We start from the raw sequence: 18189 nt of genomic DNA, 5'->3' as shown, positions 1-18189 counted from the left end.
GGTGCTGGCGACACCGCGCTGATGTAGAGTGTGTGGTTTAAAGGAGAGACCATGGACATTAACTGGCAGGATAAACACCATAGCGAACTGACCCCCTCACAGCTCTATGCCCTGCTGGCGTTGCGCAGTGCCGTGTTTGTGGTGGAACAGCAGTGCGCTTACCTTGATGTGGATGGCAAAGATTTGCAGGCGGAAAACCGGCATCTGCTGGGAATGGCGGATGACCAGCTGGTGGCCTATGCGCGACTGCTCTCCCCGGAGGATGAGACCAGCCCGGTGAAAATCGGACGGGTGATTGTTTCAGATCGGGTTCGTGGCGCGCGGCTGGGTAATCGTCTGATGGAGCAGGCAATCAACAGTTGTCAGCAGCACTGGCCGGGCCGCGATCTGTTTCTCTCCGCGCAGGCGCATCTGGAAAGTTTCTATGGGCAGCATGGCTTTGTCGCGGTGGGGGAGAACTACCTGGAAGATGGGATCCCTCACGTTGATATGCTGAAGAACGCGCCATAAAAAAGGCGAGGCCTGAGCCTCGCCTTTTTTACATCAACCCACCGTCATCTGGCGGTCGTCGACATATTTACGCTGATCCGGCGCAGGCGGGAAATATTGATAGAGCCAGGTTTCACTCAGCGTCTCATCTTTGCTGCGCAGGAACAGACGCATCTCTACCGGCTCGGTGGAATCGCTATTTGGATACCAGTCAAACAGGATGCGATAGCCCTTAAGCGGATCGACATACAGAATCTCAACCTGCTTCACGCTACCGGATGAAACGGTAATCACCGGCTCAATACCTTTCGGCGCAGCAGCCTGCAGATCGCCACCAATAAAATCGATGGCGAAGCGGCGGCACCAGGTTTCCGGGAAGTGTTCGCCAGGCGCCCAGCCTTCCGGGAAACCACCGATACCGGTACGGGTTGCATCCACGCGCGCCAGACCGCTACGCACCGGCGGCAAACCACTCCAGTAAAGCTTGTAGGAGAAGTTCAGCTCGCTGCCCGCTTTGACCGGCTCAGCCGGTTGCCAGAAGCAGACCACGTTATCCAGCGTTTCACCCGTGGTCGGGATCTCCATCAGGTTGATCGCGCCTTTGCCCCACTTACCGACCGGCTCAACCCACAGGCTGGGACGTTTGTCATACCAGCCAATCACATCCTGATAATCTTTGAAGTCGTGATTAAGCTGCAGCAGGCCAAACCCACGCGGATTCTCATCTTCATAGGCGTTGAACTGCAGACGCTGAGGATTATTCAGCGGGCGGGCAATCCATTCGCCTTTACCGGTCCACATCGCCAGGCGATCGGAGTCATGGATCTGCGGATGGTAAGTGTTACACATGCGGCGTTCGTTGGTGCCGCAGCTGAACATGCTGGTCATTGGCGAGATGCCAATCTGACGGATCTCTTTACGGGCAAACAGGTGGTTTTCCACCTCCATCACCACGCGTTTCTCTTCGCAATGGATGATGAATTTATAAGCACCGGTGACGCTGGCACCATCCAGCAGGGCGTAGCAGGTAAAGGTGGTATCTTCCGCTTTTGGCGTTTCAAACCAGAAGGCGGTGAAATCGGGAAACTCCTCCTGGCCATTGCTGAAGGTGTTGATCACTACGCCACGCGCCGAGAGGCCGTACTGGAAAGTATCGTCAACGGCACGGAAGTAGCTTGCGCCAAGGAAGGAGACGATGTCGCGACGGGCCAGTTCCGGTTTTTTAAAGGCGCGGAAACCGGCGAAGCCGAGGTCAGTTTTGCCCTCCAGCTGCTTCGTATCGACCTTGGCGTCGTTGTAGTTGAACAATTCGGGACGGAAGTGAATTTCGCGCGCTTCGCGACTCTCGCCGTCAACAGAGAACATGCGAATGCGCCGCTTGAAGCCCATACCGACATGGAAGAACTGAACGTCCAGTTGACGATCGGGCAGGTTGTTCCAGAGTGAGTGGTTGGCGTCATACTGAATTTCGTTGTACGCCTGCGGGGTCAGTGTGGCCAGCGTCTCCGGCAGCGCGCCCGGTGCTCCGCCCCAGGGTTTTTTCGCCAGCGCAGCCGCGTTTTTCTTCAATACGTCGAAATCGAAGCGTACGGCGGTTCCGTCAGCAATGCCATCTTCTGCCCATGCGGATTGCGCAAACAGCGTTGACAGGCCGGTCATGCCGCTGACGGCGGAGAAGGCCATTGACGCTTTCATAAACATTCTTCGATTCATGCCAGAGATTATTCCTTAGCTGTTCGAGGGTGTCGTGACTGTCGTGCAAAATGCACTTTCATGGCCCGATAATCACAGGCAACAGAGGGGTACGACAGTAGGGTTACTGGAAAATTCAGTCACGACAAAATTTATCAGATTAATCAAAGAAGCGAAGCGAAATTCCGCGGTTGCCGCTGCGTCTTACACTTCTTTGCGCAGCGAAACGGCGCACAGCCTGCACTGAGCAAGATTAACAGATGAAAAATCAGGTGATTCCTGGAGCAGGAAATCAGCAGAGCGCCAGATTATGACTATAGTTAATGAACTGCTTTGCAATTCACACGGAGGAAACGATGGTAAACCAGACAAATCAATTCGAAACGGGCCTCGATGACGATATTGCGTTACTGACTGAAACGCTGGAAGAAGTTCTTAAGGCATCAGGCGATCCGGCCGATCAGAAGTACATTGAGCTTAAAAGCAAAGCCGAACAGGCGCTGAACGATGTGAAATCCCGTGTCAGCCAGGCGTCCGATAGCTACTATTATCGCGCTAAACAAGCGGCTTACCGTGCAGACGACTACGTACACGAAAAACCATGGCAGGGTGTCGGTATCGGTGCAACAGCCGGTCTGGTACTCGGTCTGCTGCTGGCGCGTCGTTAATCGCGATTCGCTGACCCGGTTGTAGCAGACAACAGTAATAAAAAAGCGGCGGGGCAATCCCGCCGTTTTTATTGGTTTTTAACTCCCTGAACACCTTCCCCTCCCTTGATCCTGCTTCACCCTCGCTATCTTTATGCACAATGTGCCTGAGACGCAATGGTCACAATCCCTGGTGATGCCGATTGTGTCTGGCGGGAGGAGTTCGTACAGTAAAGCAAACGTGAAAAGGAGAACTCAACGTGATTAGAGTAGAGATGCTGTCGACCGGGGATGAGGTGCTGCATGGCCAAATCGTCGATACCAACGCAGCCTGGCTGGCGGATATGCTGTTCCAGCAGGGGTTACCTATGACCAGCCGCACCACGGTAGGAGATTCACTCAAATCGCTAATCGCCACGCTACAGGCGCGCAGCCATGAGGCAGATGTGCTGATTGTAAATGGCGGTCTGGGGCCGACCAGTGACGATCTCAGTGCGCTGGCAGCAGCCAGAGCCTGTGGCGTTGAGCTAGAGGTGCAGCAGGAGTGGCTGGAACAGATGGAAGCCTGGTTCGCCAGCCGGGGACGCGTGATGGCGGCCAGCAATCGCAAGCAGGCGGAAATCCCGGCTAATGCGGAACTGATTGATAATCCGGTCGGTACCGCCTGTGGCTTTGCCCTGCAACTCAATCGCTGCTGGATGTTCTTCACGCCTGGTGTGCCGTCTGAATTTAAAGTGATGGTGGAGCAGCAGATCATCCCCCGTCTGAAAGCGAAATTTTCGCCGCCCGAGCCACCGATTTGTCTGCGGCTGACTACCTTCGGTCGTGGTGAAAGCGATATTGCCGCCGAACTGGAGCCGCTGGCGCTGCCGGAAGGCGTAGTCATGGGATATCGCTCGTCCATGCCGATCATCGAGATCAAGCTCACCGGCCCGGCCAGTCAGCGGGTGGCGATGGAGCAGGTGTGGCAGCAGGTGCGCCTGCAACTGGCGGAGTGCACCATTTTCGAAGGCACCGAAGGCTTACCGGCGCTGCTGGCACGTGAGCTGGAGCAGCGCGGTGAGCAGCTGGCAGTCAGTGAGCAATACACCGCCGGACTGCTCTACTGGCAGTTGGCTGGCGCCAGCGTGCCGCTGCGTGGCGCTGACATCCTGCCATCCCGGCAGGAGACGCTGGAGCAGCAGGTGACCCGCACCCGCGAACTTGCTGCACAGCAGCAGGCCGCGCTGGCGCTCTCTGTAGGCAGCCTGGAGCAGGAAGAGATTTCGGTGGCGCTACATACGCCGGATGGCAGCTTTGGTCAGCGCGTGAAGTTCAGTACCGGTCGCCATAATCTGGAGACGCGGCAGAAGGTGGTGGCAATGATGGCGATGAACATGCTGCGCCGCTGGTTACACGGCAGCGAAGTGAGCACCGGTCACGGCTGGATTGATGTGGTCGAAACTGTCAGACAGTAATGTTAGTGAAAACGAAACGGGCGCCTGAGGCGCCCGTTTTATATGTGACTGCGAATTAACCCCATACAGCGTCATTCTCGCAGCAATAAATTAGCTCAAAGCGCAGGGAACACGGGCAGAGGAGGAAAGCGTCCCGCGCCTGGGACAAAAACGCCGGGAGCGTTTTTGAACAACGCAACGCGTTGGCCCGGCTACGGGCGCACCTCAGGGATGAGGTGCGTAATCGCGCGGGCCGAGTTGTCAGGGATGACGCTTTTTGCGTCTTTCCGATCTGACCGTGTTCCCTAAGCTGACTCGATCTCACAGCAAATCAAGCCAGACTTATTCCATCTCAGTTATAACTCCAGCTCAATCTCGCCTTTGGCTTTGCAGCAGCAGGGCAGGATCTCATCCTGCTGCACAAAGGCCAGCGGCCGCTGTGGGTAATGCACTTCGCCTTTCAGCAGCCGCATCCGGCAGGAGCCGCAGTAACCTTCGCGGCACTGAAACTCCACGCAGAGATTGTTGGCTTCCAGCAGCGTCAGCAGATTGGTATGTTCGTCTGTGCATTCCAGCCGGGTGCCGGAACTGCGCAGAATAACAACGTCGCGGCTCATCATTAAAGCTGGAAGTCGTCGAAGTCGTTAGCGCCAACTTCAGAATCGATCTGACCCACCAGATAGGAGCTCACTTCCACTTCCTGCGGCGCAACCTGAACGTTGTCAGAGACCAGCCAGGAGTTAATCCATGGGATTGGGTTTGAGCGCGTCTGGAACGGCAAATCAAGGCCGACAGCCTGCATACGGATATTGGTGATGTACTCAATGTACTGGCAGAGAATATCTTTGTTCAGGCCGATCATTGAGCCGCCGCTGAACAGATATTCTGCCCACTCTTTCTCCTGCAGCGCTGCTTTCTTAAACAGCTCGAAGCACTCTTCACGGCACTCTGCCGCAATCTCTTTCATCTCCGGATCGTCTTCACCGCTGCGCAGCAGGTTCAGCATGTGCTGAGTGCCGGTCAGGTGCAGCGCTTCATCGCGGGCAATTAGCTTGATGATTTTGGCATTGCCTTCCATCAGCTCGCGCTCAGCGAATGCGAAGGAACAGGCGAAGCTGACATAGAAACGGATCGCTTCCAGCGCATTGACGCTCATCAGGCAGATATAGAGCTGCTTCTTCAGGGCGCGCAGGCTGACGACAACCGGTTTGCCATTGACCTGATGCGTGCCTTCACCCAGCTGATGCCAGTAGTTGGTCATCTCAATCAGATCGTCGTAATAGCGTGAGATATCCTGAGCACGCGCCAGAATCTGCTCATTGGTGACGATATCGTCAAACACCACCGCCGGATCGTTAACGATATTACGGATGATGTGGGTGTAAGAACGGGAGTGAATCGTCTCTGAGAATGCCCAGGTTTCAATCCAGGTTTCCAGTTCAGGAATCGAGATCAGCGGCAGCAGCGCGACGTTCGGGCTGCGGCCCTGAATCGAATCCAGCAGCGTCTGATATTTCAGGTTGCTGATAAAGATATGTTTTTCGTGGTCCGGCAGCGCCTGGTAATCGATGCGATCGCGGGAAACGTCGACCTCTTCCGGACGCCAGAAGAAGGAGAGCTGCTTTTCGATCAGCTTTTCAAAGATGTCATATTTTTGCTGGTCGAAGCGCGCCACGTTTACGGACTGACCGAAAAACATCGGCTCTTTCAGCTGATCATTTTTGTTCTGTGAGAAAGTGGAGTAAGCCATAAAAGTTGTCCAAAAGTAGACGAAGCCAGGCCTCGTGAAATGAATGAGGCGGGAGATTCCTCCCGCCTGACCATTAGATCTTACAGGCGCCGCTCTCGCAGCCATCATCCTGGATAGAAGGTGCCAGGTCATCCTGCGCATCTTCAGCACCGTCACGGGTGTTTTGATAGTAGAGCGTTTTCACGCCGAACTTATACGCCGTCAGCAGATCTTTCAGCAGCTGTTTCATCGGCACTTTACCGTTGGTGAAGCGCGACGGATCGTAGTTGGTGTTGGACGAAATCGCCTGGTCGATGAATTTCTGCATCAGACCCACCAGTTGCAGGTAGCCGTCGTTGTTCGGCATTTCCCACAGCAGTTCGTACTGATCTTTCAGACGCTCATACTCCGGCACGACCTGACGCAGGATGCCATCTTTCGACGCTTTGATGCTGATGTGGCCGCGTGGAGGCTCAATGCCGTTGGTGGCATTGGAGATCTGCGACGAGGTTTCAGACGGCATCAGCGCAGACAGGGTCGAGTTGCGCAGGCCGTGCGTTTTAATCTCTTCACGCAGGCTTTCCCAGTCGAGATGCAGCGGTTCGTTGCTGATCGCGTCCAGATCTTTCTTGTAGGTGTCGATAGGCAGAATGCCCTGTGCATAGGTGGTTTCATTGAACCACGGGCAGGCACCTTGCTCTTTCGCCAGCTCGTTTGAGGCTTTCAGCAGATAATACTGAATTGCTTCAAAGGTCTTGTGTGTCAGGCCATTGGCGCTGCCATCGGAGTAGCGCACACCATGCTTCGCCAGATAGTAGGCGTAGTTGATCACGCCGATACCCAGAGTACGACGACCCATTGCGCCACGCTGGGCAGCCGGGATCGGGTAGTCCTGATAGTCGAGCAGCGCATCAAGCGCACGTACTGCCAGGGTAGCCAGCTCTTCCAGATCGTCGAGGCTTTCGATGGCGCCGAGGTTGAACGCAGAGAGCGTACACAGGGCAATCTCTCCGTTTTCGTCGTTAACATCTTCCAGCGGTTTGGTCGGCAGGGCGATTTCCAGGCAGAGGTTAGACTGGCGAACCGGCGCAATGCTCGGGTCAAACGGGCTGTGGGTGTTGCAGTGATCGACGTTCTGAATGTAGATACGGCCGGTAGAGGCACGTTCCTGCATCATCAGTGAGAAGAGATCGACCGCTTTAACCCGCTGCTTGCGGATGCTCTGATCCTGCTCATATTTGGTATAAAGGCGCTCAAACTCATCCTGATTGGCGAAGAATGCGTCATACAGGCCAGGCACGTCAGACGGGCTGAACAGGGTGATATCTTCGCCCTTCAGCAGGCGCTGATACATCAGCTTGTTGAGCTGTACACCATAGTCCATGTGACGCACGCGGTTGCCTTCAACACCACGGTTGTTCTTCAGTACCAGCAGGCTTTCGATTTCCAGATGCCACATCGGGTAGAACAGCGTGGCTGCGCCGCCACGAACGCCGCCCTGAGAACAGGACTTCACCGCGGTCTGGAAATGCTTGTAGAACGGGATACAGCCGGTATGGAACGCTTCACCGCCGCGAATCGGGCTGCCCAGCGCACGGATACGACCGGCGTTGATACCGATGCCGGCACGCTGAGAGACATATTTCACAATCGCGCTGGAGGTGGCGTTGATAGAGTCCAGGCTGTCGCCGCACTCGATCAGTACACAGGAGCTGAACTGGCGCGTCGGGGTGCGAACGCCAGACATGATTGGCGTCGGCAGGGAGATTTTAAACGTCGAGATCGCATCATAGAAACGCTTGATGTAATCCATACGCGTGTCGCGCGGGTAGCCGGAGAAGAGGCAGGCGGCGACCAGAATGTAGAGGAACTGCGCGCTTTCGTAGATTTCACCCGAAACGCGGTTCTGCACCAGATATTTGCCTTCCAGCTGCTTCACAGCGGCATAGGAGAAGTTCATGTCACGCCAGTGGTCGAGGAACTCGTCCATCTGCGCAAACTCTTCCTGGCTGTAATCTTCCAGCAGGTGACGATCATATTTGCCCATGTCGACCATCTTAACGACCTGGTCATAGAGCTTTGGCGGCTCAAACTGACCATACGCTTTTTTGCGCAGGTGGAAGATCGCCAGGCGGGCAGCCAGGTACTGATAGTCAGGGGCATCGCGGGAGATGAGGTCTGCTGCGGCCTTGATGATGGTCTCATGAATGTCAGAGGTTCTGATGCCATCATAGAACTGAATGTGAGAGCGCAGCTCAACCTGTGAAACTGAGACGTTGTTCAGCCCTTCAGCTGCCCAGTCCAGCACACGGTGAATTTTGTCGAGATCAATGCGCTCCTGGCGGCCATCGCGTTTAGTAACGAGCAGACTCTGGTTCATGTCGCGTTTTTACCTTTGCGTGAGTATCCAAAAATTAAAAGAAATCCCGGTTTATACACAGCCTATTCATTGTGAATAATGTGTGGATAAACACTACATCTAGGGGGTGATGGGAAAAGCCATAACTACATGGGGGCATATTTTAGTATTTTACGGCCGCTTAACAAGAGCAAAAAATGATGGCTGGAGGGGTTGTAATTCTTGCGAAATTTCTTAGCCCACGCCTTGTAAGGCCTGGCATCATGTCAACCAGATCACACTTTTTTTTCTTATTATGATCGGGCGCGTGTTTCTTATTCAATCCTCAGGATTCAGCAGGAAAAGGGATGAAAAATGGCTAAAAGCCGCTAGCGGGTTGCTGTGAGCGGGTCAGGCCATTGCCGCTGCTTCTGATGGCTTACCGCCAGAAACGCGTAACTCTCTGGCACATAACAGAATGCCTCAGTGTGCGTTTTCCTGCAGCAATCTCTCTTTGGCACGGAAGGGAGTAAAGTGAATCGCCTCTGACGTGAATCCTGTACGGCAGAGGCGGAAAAACTAAATAAGCTGGCTGATTAGGATGACCATGCCCAGACCCACGACCGAGTTGATCAACTCCAGCAGCCCCCAGGTTTTGAAGGTGCCTTTCATGGAGATACCAAAGGTCTCTTTGAACAGTAAAAAGCCACCGTCATACATCAGCGTGATGGTGTTGCTGCCACAGGCTACGGCAAGCACCATCAGCGCCGGATTAAGATGAAAGGCCTCGATCATCGGGGCCACAATGCCCGCTGAAGTAATGGCGGCTACCGCGCCCTGGCCGGTAAGAATGCGGATCACTGCCGTGATTAACCAGGCAATGATAAAAGGTGAGAAGGGCACATGACTCATGAGCTGGACAATGCTGTCACCCACATCAGAATCGATGATCACCTGTTTAAGGATGCCGCCGGCGCTGATGACAAACAGCACATTGGAAATTTGCGAAATCGAGTTGGTGACGTGCTCTGTTATGCCTTCGGAAGTCATCCCCCGTTTAACCCCCAGAAACCACATCGCAGCCAGCGTGGCGAACAGCATGCTGACCTCCGCGCTGCCCAGCAGTTTAAAGACGCGTGTCAGCTCAGCGCCATCACCGGCCAGGGGTTTGACCACTGACGCCAGAATCATCAGCACCGCAGGGATCAGCGGGATCAGAATACTGATTCTGAAAGAAGGAAGATCTTCAGATGCCAGCTCTTTTATCGGTTTGATCATTGAATTAAGCGGAATACGGCTGATTCCCGGCAGGAAACGAGGCAGTAAAACGCCAGCGCAAAACAGGGCAGGGATAATCACCACAACGCCGTAAAGATAGACCTGAACGATATCCGCGTTAAATGCGCTGATAAGGGCAACCGGCCCCGGCTGTGGTGGAAACAGGCTGTGTCCCATGGTGGCGCCGACCACCGTCGGGATGACCAGCTTCATGTAAGGGATATCCGCTTTTTTAGCTATGTTCATCACCAGCGGCATGGCAATCAGAAAGGCGACCTCGTAGAACATCGCAATACCGAATATGACGCCGATAAACATCAGCCCGGTCGAGAGGAAGCGAGTGCCACAATGGCGGATGACCGTATCCGCTATCTGCTGGCTTGCACCCGATTCGGTCATGAACTTGCCAATAATCGCGCCGAATATGATGATCAGCGCAAGGTGACCCATGATGCTGCCGATCCCCATCTGGACTACGCCGACAATTTTATCTGACGGAATGCCCACCATGATGGCAACAAACATGCCCGCAATCAGCAGAGAGAAGACGTTGTGGAATTTATATTTCAGATTGAGTACGACTAATATCGCGATACCAGCCAGTACCCAAAAAAGCGATAAAAAGGGCGTCATGGTTATCCTTAACAGTGATGAAGTTAATCTTATGCAGGCATATACGACTGCCCGTTATTATTCTGGCTGGTAACTTATTCAGCACCGCTTGCCCTGTTCAGAATTAAAGTCGCTGTTTGTCTGGCCGGAGGCTTTCAGCCTTAATCGCCATTTATAGCGCTCACCGTAGCGACGTTTACAGATTGATTGCCGGGCTATACAGGTTTCAGCCCTCTTTATCTAAGGCATCAACAGTCAGGTCACTGAGTATCAGGTAATTCTACCATTCTAGTATATTGAATTGCGGATGGAGGTTTTTTGAAGCGTGTCACAGTGTGTTAAAACCATCACTTCAGAGCGGTATGAGCGCATTGACAGGATAAGTTCTTTACCTGGTGAATAATTAAATCTGGGGTTTTATCAACGTGATTTTTATTTTTTTATTTTTTAAATCAATAAGTTTTTAAAGGTCAGGGTTGAGTCAGTAATCCGTTTTAATGAATTAAAGCCAATCGGCTATTAAGGCCTGATTTTAATTATTCTCATGCGCTGAACGTGGTTTTATTCAGTTTTGGTGAGGGGGTTGTTTTAATGTGCCAGCGAAGGTTATCAGGCAGGGAGGGGCTATGAAAAGCGCGCCTGTATTTAGCGTGATTCGTAACTGAATGCTGCAATGGTTACGGTTAATGCGCGGATAGTTTTATTTGAGCGGTTAACGCAAGTCAGACTTCAATATTACCCGCCTGCTTTCAGGCGGGTAATATCACTCAGACGGCGCGGTGGGTGTGCACCATATAATTCACGTCAGTGCCGGGAGCCAGTTTGAAGCGGTTGGTCACCGGGTTGTAGTGCAGGCCAATGATGTGGCGTTCACGCAGGGCCGTTTCATCGACCCAGCCCAGCAGTTCGGAAGGACGGATAAATTTCTTCACGTCGTGGGTGCCGCGCGGCAGCATGCGCAACACATATTCCGCGCCAAATATCGCCAGCAGCCAGGCTTTTGGATTGCGGTTCAGCGTAGAGAAAAAGACTTCGCCGCCGGGTTTGACCAGCTTCGCACAGGCGTGAACGACTGAGCGCGGATCCGGCACGTGCTCCAGCATCTCCATGCAGGTCACCACATCATATTTTCCTGCGTGCTGCTCCGCATGCTCTTCGACGGTCTGCTGCACGTAGTCCAGCGTCACTCCGCTCTCCAGAGCATGCAGGCGCGCCACGGCCAGCGGTTCCGCGCCCATGTCCAGACCCGTGACCACGGCGCCTTCGCGCGCCATGCTTTCGGCTAAGATGCCGCCGCCGCATCCGACGTCGAGCACGGTTTTACCGAATAAGCCGTTGCTGTGCTGCGCGATATAGCCCAGGCGCAGCGGGTTAATGCGGTGCAACGGTTTAAATTCACCCTCCAGATCCCACCAGCGCGAGGCAACGGCCTCAAACTTGGCAATTTCCTGCGCATCGACGTTCTGCTGATGATTCTGCGGTTGTGCATTCATTGAATCGTAACTCCTGACAAAATGTGCCCACAGTATAAACGCTTAACCGCAGATGGCACACCTTTCAGGCACAAGGAAAAGCGGGTGAAATCGGTGGTTAGCGTTCACCAGAGCATTGCAGTGTGATATACTTTCGCACCTTTAAAATCCGGGATTAAGTAGAGGGATAGCGGCTCCATGAGCGACCTTGCGAGAGAAATTACACCGGTCAATATCGAAGAAGAATTAAAAAATTCTTACCTCGGTTACGCCATGTCGGTCATCGTTGGCCGAGCTTTACCCGATGTGCGTGATGGCCTGAAGCCGGTTCATCGTCGCGTACTTTTTGCGATGAGCGTACTGGGTAACGACTGGAACAAACCCTATAAAAAATCTGCCCGCGTCGTCGGTGACGTTATCGGTAAATATCACCCGCATGGTGATTCCGCCGTATACGACACCATTGTACGTATGGCCCAGCCTTTCTCCCTGCGTTACATGCTGGTGGACGGACAAGGCAACTTCGGTTCCATCGACGGCGACTCAGCCGCGGCGATGCGTTATACCGAAATTCGCATGTCGAAAATCGCCCACGACCTGTTAGCTGACCTGGAAAAAGAGACCGTCGATTTCGTACCGAACTACGACGGCACTGAGCAGATCCCTGAAGTTCTGCCGACCAAAATTCCTAACCTGCTGGTGAACGGTTCTTCCGGTATCGCCGTGGGTATGGCAACCAACATTCCGCCGCATAACCTGCGTGAAGTGATTAACGGCTGCCTGGCTTACATTGAAAATGAAGACATCAGCATTGAAGAGCTGATGGAGCACATTCCGGGGCCTGATTTCCCGACCGCCGCTATTATCAATGGTCGCCGTGGCATCGAAGAAGCGTACCGCACCGGACGCGGTAAAATTTATATTCGTGCGCGTGGCGAAGTGGAAGCTGATGCTAAAACGGGCCGCGAGACCATCATCATTCATGAGCTGCCGTATCAGGTTAACAAGGCACGCCTGATTGAGAAGATTGCGGAGCTGGTGAAAGAGAAGCGTGTCGAAGGCATCAGCGCACTGCGCGATGAGTCTGATAAAGACGGCATGCGTATCGTGATTGAGATCAAGCGCGATGCGGTCGGCGAAGTCGTGCTGAATAATCTCTATTCACTGACCCAGTTGCAGACCTCGTTTGGTATCAACATGGTCGCCCTGCATCAGGGTCAGCCGAAGATCATGGCGCTGAAGGAGATTCTGGACGCCTTTGTTCGACATCGTCGTGAAGTTGTGACGCGTCGTACTATCTTTGAACTGCGTAAGGCGCGCGATCGTGCGCATATCCTGGAAGGTCTGGCGATTGCGCTGGCGAATATCGATCCGATCATCGAGCTGATTCGTCGTGCACCAAACCCGGCAGAAGCGAAAGCGGGTCTGATTGCGCAGGCGTGGGATCTCGGTAACGTGTCAGCGATGCTGGAACGTGCCGGTGATGACGCCGCGCGTCCGGAGTGGCTGGATCCACAATACGGCATCCGTGATGGTCAATACTATCTGACCGAGCAGCAGGCTCAGGCGATTCTGGATCTGCGTCTGCAGAAACTGACCGGCCTTGAGCACGAGAAGCTGCTGGATGAGTATAAAGCGCTGCTGGAGCAGATCGCTGAGCTGCTGCGCATTCTGTCGAACGCGGACCGTCTGATGGAAGTGATCCGCGAAGAGCTGGAGCTGATGCGTGATCAGTTCGGTGATGAGCGTCGCACAGAAATTACCGCCAACACGGCTGACATTAATATCGAAGACCTGATCAATCAGGAAGATGTTGTGGTGACATTGTCGCATCAGGGCTATGTGAAGTATCAGCCGCTGACCGACTATGAAGCGCAGCGTCGTGGTGGTAAGGGCAAGTCAGCCGCACGTATCAAAGAAGAGGACTTCATTGATCGTCTGCTGGTCGCCAATACGCATGACACGATTCTTTGCTTCTCCAGCCGTGGCCGTCTCTACTGGATGAAGGTTTATCAGTTGCCGGAAGCAAGCCGTGGCGCACGTGGACGTCCAATCGTCAATCTGCTGCCGCTGGAAGCCAACGAGCGTATTACGGCGATTCTGCCGGTACGTGAGTATACCGAAGGCTTTAATATCTTTATGGCGACCGCGCTCGGTACCGTGAAGAAGACCGCCCTGAAAGAGTTCAGCCGTCCACGCAGCGCCGGTATTATTGCCGTGAATCTGCGTGACGACGATGAGCTGATCGGTGTGGCGCTGACCAACGGTAACGATGAAGCGATGCTGTTCTCAGCGGCCGGTAAAGTGGTGCGCTTTGCAGAAACCGCAGTCCGTGCGATGGGTCGTACCGCCTCTGGCGTACGCGGCATCAGGCTGGCTGAAGGTGATCGGGTTGTGTCATTGATTGTGCCGCGTGAAGAGGGTGCAATTATGACCGTGACGCAGAATGGTTACGGCAAGCGTACTGCCAACAGCGAATACCCGACCAAGTCGCGCGCGACCCAGGGTGTTATTTCAATCAAAGTGACCGAACGTAATGGTCCGGTGATTGGCGCCGTTCAGGTCGTTGATGGCGATCAGATTATGATGATCACCGATGCCGGTACGCTGGTGCGTACCCGCGTTTCAGAAGTCAGCGTCGTGGGTCGTAATACCCAGGGTGTGATTCTGATTCGTACCGCAGAGGATGAGAACGTCGTGGGTCTGCAGCGTGTTGCCGAGCCGGTTGAAGAAGAAGAGCTGGATTCAATCGACGGTAGCGTGGCGGAAGGCGAGGAAGATATCGCGCCGGAAGCAGAGATTGACGATGAAGAGATTGCGCCGGAAGCGGATGCAGAAGACGACGCGGCTGAAGACGAAGAGTAATTTGTCTGGCGTGAGCTGAGGTTCGTTGCAGAAACGGCAGGTCAGGGGAAACCCGGCCTGCCGTTTTTTTTTGTGTGTGATGGGGAGATTGCAGGGGGCAGAGAGCTTATGGCGGGTGGCTGATGGCTGGTAGCTGGTAGCTGGTAGCTGGTAGCTGGTGGCTGGTAGCTGTGAGTCGGGAGCCGTCGAAAGGCCCGCAATGCCCGATCGCAAAGGATTCCCGCATCCATGCGGATCGGCCACGCCATCCCTGGCGTGGACGCTTTGCTCTTCGGGCACAGCAGGCCTTTCTTGTTGGGATTTGGGTGTCGCTTTGAGGGGATGGGCATGTTGTTTGAGGTTTTAGAGGCGGGTCGGGAAAATGGGTGGCTGATGGCTGATGGCTGATGGCTGATGGCTGTGAGTCGGGAGCCGTCGCAAGGCCTGCTGTGCCCGATCGCAAAGGATTCCCGCATCCGTGCGGATCGGCCACGCCATCCCTGGCGTGGACGCTTTGCTCTTCGGGCACAGCAGGCCTTTCTTGTTGGATTTGGGTGTCGCTTTGAGGGGATGGGCGTGTTGTTTGAGGTGTGAGAGGCAGGCCTTTCTTTTTGGGATGGTGGACCGCTTTGAGTAGATGCAGATGTTGCTTTGGCTGTCTTAAAACATTCCCAAACCGCCCGCTAAGCCTGCGGCTGGCTGGCTTTTTACGCCCGATAAAGCTAGTGTATGGGCATTAAAAATCGATGATGCGACTAACCTTGCCAACTGCGAGTTACCTTTGAAATATCCTGTCTCTTTCCGCACTACGCTTCGCATCTCGCGCTATCTTTTCCGCGCGCTGGCGCTGCTAATCTGGACGCTGGGCGCCGTTCTTACTGCGTTTTACATTATCAGCGTGCTGCACAATAAAGAGACGCAGGTTCGGCAGGAGTTTGCCAGCAACTACGGCACGATACAGTGGTATGTCCGCCATTCGGCGGACATGATGCGTGAGCTGAAATATATCACCGAAAACCGCTTAACCAACGCCAGCAGCGGTCTGGATGTGCTGACCGGTATGATGCCAGGCAAAACATCTCAGCCGCAGTTTACGCCCCTGTTTTCGGATGGCGACTGTACCTCGATGAGCAATACCTGGCGCAACTCGCTCGACTCACTCAGTTACTACATCAATTACTGGAAAAGTAACTTCGCCTCATCGTATGAGCTGAATCGGGTGTTCTTTATCGGTGGCGAGAGCCAGTGTCTGGCCGACTTCACGATTGGCAGCAGCAATGCTGACCGGGAACGCAGCCTGAAATCGCTGCGTGAGAATGTGCTGCGCTATCGCAACAGCAGCGAAGAAGATCGCCGCAATCCGATGTACTGGATTAACAGCAGTGCTCAGCCAGGCGTCGGAACCTTCTTTATGGTGGTGCCCGTCTACGTTGCTAATAAGTTACAGGCGTTGCTTGGCGTCGAACAGAATATCCGTCTGGATGAGTTTATTCAGCCGGGCAGCCTGCCGGTTATCGCGTCTATTACCGATGAAAATTATCGTCCACTGCTAAATTCGCGGCGCGGCGGGCTGGGCTTCTCGCTCGACAGTCTGCCTGATGATAAAACCTGGTTTGGTTACCTGAATGGTTATCGTCAGCTGGTCCTGAAAAAGCCGCTGCCGCCCTCCGATCTTAACGTGGTGTGGTCGATATCTACCGACGTGATGGTGGATCAGCTCAAGCTGATGATCATTAATGCGCTGCTGCTCAATATTTTCAGCGCCGTTATTCTGTTTACCCTCGCCTGGCTGTTTGAGCGCCGGATGTTCCTGCCGGCGGAGGAGAATGCGCACCGGCTGGAAGAGCACGAGCAGTTTAACCGTAAGATTGTCGCCTCTGCGCCGGTCGGGATCTGTATTTTACGCACCAGCGACGGCACCAATATTCTGAGTAACGAGCTGGCGCACAATTATCTGACGTTGCTGACGCAGGAAGATCGCCTGCGGCTGAATGAGATTATTGGCGGGCAGCAGGTCAACTTTGTCGATGTGCTCACCGGCAGTAATACCAACCTGCAAATCAGCTTTGTGCATTCGCGCTATCGTAATGAGAACGTGGCGATTTGCGTGCTGGTCGACGTCTCGGCGCGCGTGCGGATGGAGCAGTCGCTGCAGGAGATGGCCCACGCGGCAGAGCAGGCGAGCCAGTCAAAATCGATGTTCCTTGCCACGGTCAGTCACGAACTGCGCACGCCGCTTTATGGCATTATCGGTAATCTCGATCTGCTGCAGACCAAAGAGCTGCCCAGCGGTATCGACTCGCTGGTGACGGCGATGAACAACTCCTCCAGCCTGCTGCTGAAAATCATCAGCGATATTCTCGACTTCTCAAAAATCGAATCAGAGCAGCTGAAAATTGAGCCGCGTCCGTTTGCACCTCGTGAAATCGTGACCCACATCGTCGGCAACTATCTGTCGCTGGTGGTGAAGAAGCGGATTACGCTCTACTGCTTTATTGAACATGACGTTCCGCAGGTGCTGGACGGCGATCCGCTGCGTCTGCAGCAGGTGATCTCGAACCTGCTGAATAACGCGATTAAGTTCACGCATACGGGCTGTATTATCCTCCACGCTTACGTTGCGCAGGGCTATCTGGCATTCCGCGTCCGTGATACTGGCGTCGGCATTCCGGCGAAAGATCTGCCACGCCTGTTTGATCCCTTCTTCCAGGTGGGAAATGGCGTGCAGCGTAATTTCCAGGGCACCGGGCTGGGACTGGCGATCTGTGAAAAGCTGATCAATATGATGGATGGCGACATCGAGGTCGACTCAGAGCCAGGCATGGGCAGCCAGTTTATTGTGCGTATTCCAATCTACAAAGGGCAGAAGCCGTCACTGATGTTGCTGGAGGATTTACAGGATAAGAAAATCTGGCTGGCGATGCGCAACGAGTACCTCGCGGAATTTATCACGCGTCAGATTCAGCAGCAGGGCATTCAGGTCGCGGAGTATAACGGTAAGCCTGGCCACGACGATGTGGTGATGACCGATTACGAACTGGATATTGATGTCCCGCTGCGCGCGCTGGTCACTTTCGATGGATCGCATGTGGATATGCCGCGTGAACGTCAGCCTGGCCGCTGGATCCACTCTACCGCCACGCTGCACGAGGTTCCGGCGCTGCTGGCGCGCATCTATCGGATCGCACTGGGCAACGACGCCGCAGATGCGCTGTTGCTGGCCGCGCCGGTAGAAGAGAAAGTGCATAACGATGACATCATGGTACTGATTGTCGATGACCATCCGATTAACCGCATGCTGCTGTCGGAACAGCTCGGCACGCTGGGCTATCAGGTGAAAACTGCGCAGGATGGCGTTGATGCGCTTAACGTACTGAGTCGCAATGAGATCGATATCGTACTCACCGACGTAAATATGCCGAATATGGACGGTTATCGCCTGACGCAGCGGTTGCGCCAGCTGGGCCATCTCTTCCCGGTGGTTGGCGTGACGGCGAATGCGCTGGCTGAGGAGAAACAGCGTTGCATGGATGCGGGCATGGATAACTGCCTGTCGAAACCGGTGACGTTAGATGTGCTGAAAGTGACGCTGGCAATCTATGCTGATCGGGTACGTAAAACGCGGATGGGGTAGGGCAGGAAAGGGCAGAGG

The 18189-nt window shown here is 54.2% G+C and carries 11 protein-coding genes; 5 read left to right on the top strand and 6 right to left on the bottom strand.

Annotated elements, in window-relative coordinates; genetic code table 11:
• The first annotated feature begins 51 nt into the window (after positions 1–51).
• The gene (locus FOV68_RS05035; RefSeq protein WP_010258085.1) at positions 52–510 is read left to right on the top strand and encodes a GNAT family N-acetyltransferase; all 459 of its coding nucleotides are present in this window, start codon (positions 52–54) and stop codon (positions 508–510) included.
• 33 nt (positions 511–543) lie between these two features.
• Here FOV68_RS05035 and FOV68_RS05030 read toward each other — a convergent pair whose 3' ends face one another.
• Positions 544–2202 carry a glucan biosynthesis protein D gene (locus FOV68_RS05030; RefSeq protein ID WP_143990425.1) on the bottom strand — a complete coding sequence of 553 codons (1659 nt, stop codon included), beginning with the start codon at positions 2200–2202 and terminating at the stop codon, positions 544–546.
• Positions 2203–2537: 335 nt separating this feature from the next.
• On the opposite strand from FOV68_RS05030, the gene elaB reads away from it, so the two are divergent.
• A complete protein-coding gene (gene elaB / locus FOV68_RS05025) occupies positions 2538–2849 on the top strand; it encodes a stress response protein ElaB (RefSeq protein WP_010258091.1) in 312 nt (103 codons plus the stop codon).
• Between the two features lie 239 nt (positions 2850–3088).
• Entirely contained in the window at positions 3089–4285 is a 1197-nt protein-coding gene (locus tag FOV68_RS05020) for a nicotinamide mononucleotide deamidase-related protein YfaY (RefSeq protein ID WP_143990424.1), read from the top strand.
• Between the two features lie 335 nt (positions 4286–4620).
• On the opposite strand, the gene yfaE is transcribed toward FOV68_RS05020, so the two are convergent.
• The 5 genes from yfaE to ubiG all read right to left on the bottom strand — a co-directional run bounded on the left by yfaE (position 4621) and on the right by ubiG (position 11714).
• A complete protein-coding gene (gene yfaE / locus FOV68_RS05010; protein WP_010258095.1) occupies positions 4621–4881 on the bottom strand; it encodes a class I ribonucleotide reductase maintenance protein YfaE in 261 nt (86 codons plus the stop codon).
• Positions 4882–4883: 2 nt separating this feature from the next.
• Positions 4884–6014 (bottom strand): class Ia ribonucleoside-diphosphate reductase subunit beta, encoded by a 1131-nt coding sequence (gene nrdB / locus FOV68_RS05005; RefSeq protein WP_010258096.1) that lies wholly within the window; start codon positions 6012–6014, stop codon positions 4884–4886.
• 73 nt (positions 6015–6087) lie between these two features.
• Entirely contained in the window at positions 6088–8373 is a 2286-nt protein-coding gene (nrdA, locus tag FOV68_RS05000; RefSeq protein ID WP_010258098.1) for a class 1a ribonucleoside-diphosphate reductase subunit alpha, read from the bottom strand.
• 537 nt (positions 8374–8910) lie between these two features.
• Positions 8911–10242, bottom strand: coding sequence for a gluconate:H+ symporter (locus tag FOV68_RS04995; protein ID WP_143990423.1), 1332 nt, complete (start codon positions 10240–10242; stop codon positions 8911–8913).
• Positions 10243–10988: 746 nt separating this feature from the next.
• Entirely contained in the window at positions 10989–11714 is a 726-nt protein-coding gene (ubiG, locus tag FOV68_RS04990) for a bifunctional 2-polyprenyl-6-hydroxyphenol methylase/3-demethylubiquinol 3-O-methyltransferase UbiG (protein ID WP_010671459.1), read from the bottom strand.
• Positions 11715–11891: 177 nt separating this feature from the next.
• On the opposite strand from ubiG, the gene gyrA reads away from it, so the two are divergent.
• Both gyrA and rcsC read left to right on the top strand, forming a co-directional pair.
• Positions 11892–14558: a DNA topoisomerase (ATP-hydrolyzing) subunit A gene (gene gyrA, locus FOV68_RS04985; RefSeq protein ID WP_115387318.1), complete on the top strand. Its 2667-nt coding sequence runs from the start codon at positions 11892–11894 to the stop codon at positions 14556–14558.
• Positions 14559–15318: 760 nt separating this feature from the next.
• The gene (gene rcsC, locus FOV68_RS04980; RefSeq protein WP_143990422.1) at positions 15319–18171 is read left to right on the top strand and encodes a two-component system sensor histidine kinase RcsC; all 2853 of its coding nucleotides are present in this window, start codon (positions 15319–15321) and stop codon (positions 18169–18171) included.
• Positions 18172–18189: the final 18 nt, after the last annotated feature.

The sequence above is a fragment of the Pantoea sp. paga genome (assembly GCF_007558755.1).
In the GTDB taxonomy this organism is placed as follows: Bacteria; Pseudomonadota; Gammaproteobacteria; order Enterobacterales; family Enterobacteriaceae; genus Pantoea; species Pantoea agglomerans.
This window is presented reverse-complemented; position numbering and strand designations above follow the sequence as displayed.

What these genes read in the sequence shown, in the direction of transcription:
- nrdA (WP_010258098.1), bottom strand. Translation starts at nt 8,373, where the DNA reads ATGAACCAGAGTCTGCTCGTTACTAAACGCGATGGCCGCCAGGAGCGC.
- FOV68_RS04995 (WP_143990423.1), bottom strand. Translation starts at nt 10,242, where the DNA reads ATGACGCCCTTTTTATCGCTTTTTTGGGTACTGGCTGGTATCGCGATA.
- gyrA (WP_115387318.1), top strand. Translation starts at nt 11,892, where the DNA reads ATGAGCGACCTTGCGAGAGAAATTACACCGGTCAATATCGAAGAAGAA.
- elaB (WP_010258091.1), top strand. Translation starts at nt 2,538, where the DNA reads ATGGTAAACCAGACAAATCAATTCGAAACGGGCCTCGATGACGATATT.
- nrdB (WP_010258096.1), bottom strand. Translation starts at nt 6,014, where the DNA reads ATGGCTTACTCCACTTTCTCACAGAACAAAAATGATCAGCTGAAAGAG.
- FOV68_RS05035 (WP_010258085.1), top strand. Translation starts at nt 52, where the DNA reads ATGGACATTAACTGGCAGGATAAACACCATAGCGAACTGACCCCCTCA.
- FOV68_RS05030 (WP_143990425.1), bottom strand. Translation starts at nt 2,202, where the DNA reads ATGAATCGAAGAATGTTTATGAAAGCGTCAATGGCCTTCTCCGCCGTC.
- ubiG (WP_010671459.1), bottom strand. Translation starts at nt 11,714, where the DNA reads ATGAATGCACAACCGCAGAATCATCAGCAGAACGTCGATGCGCAGGAA.
- yfaE (WP_010258095.1), bottom strand. Translation starts at nt 4,881, where the DNA reads ATGAGCCGCGACGTTGTTATTCTGCGCAGTTCCGGCACCCGGCTGGAA.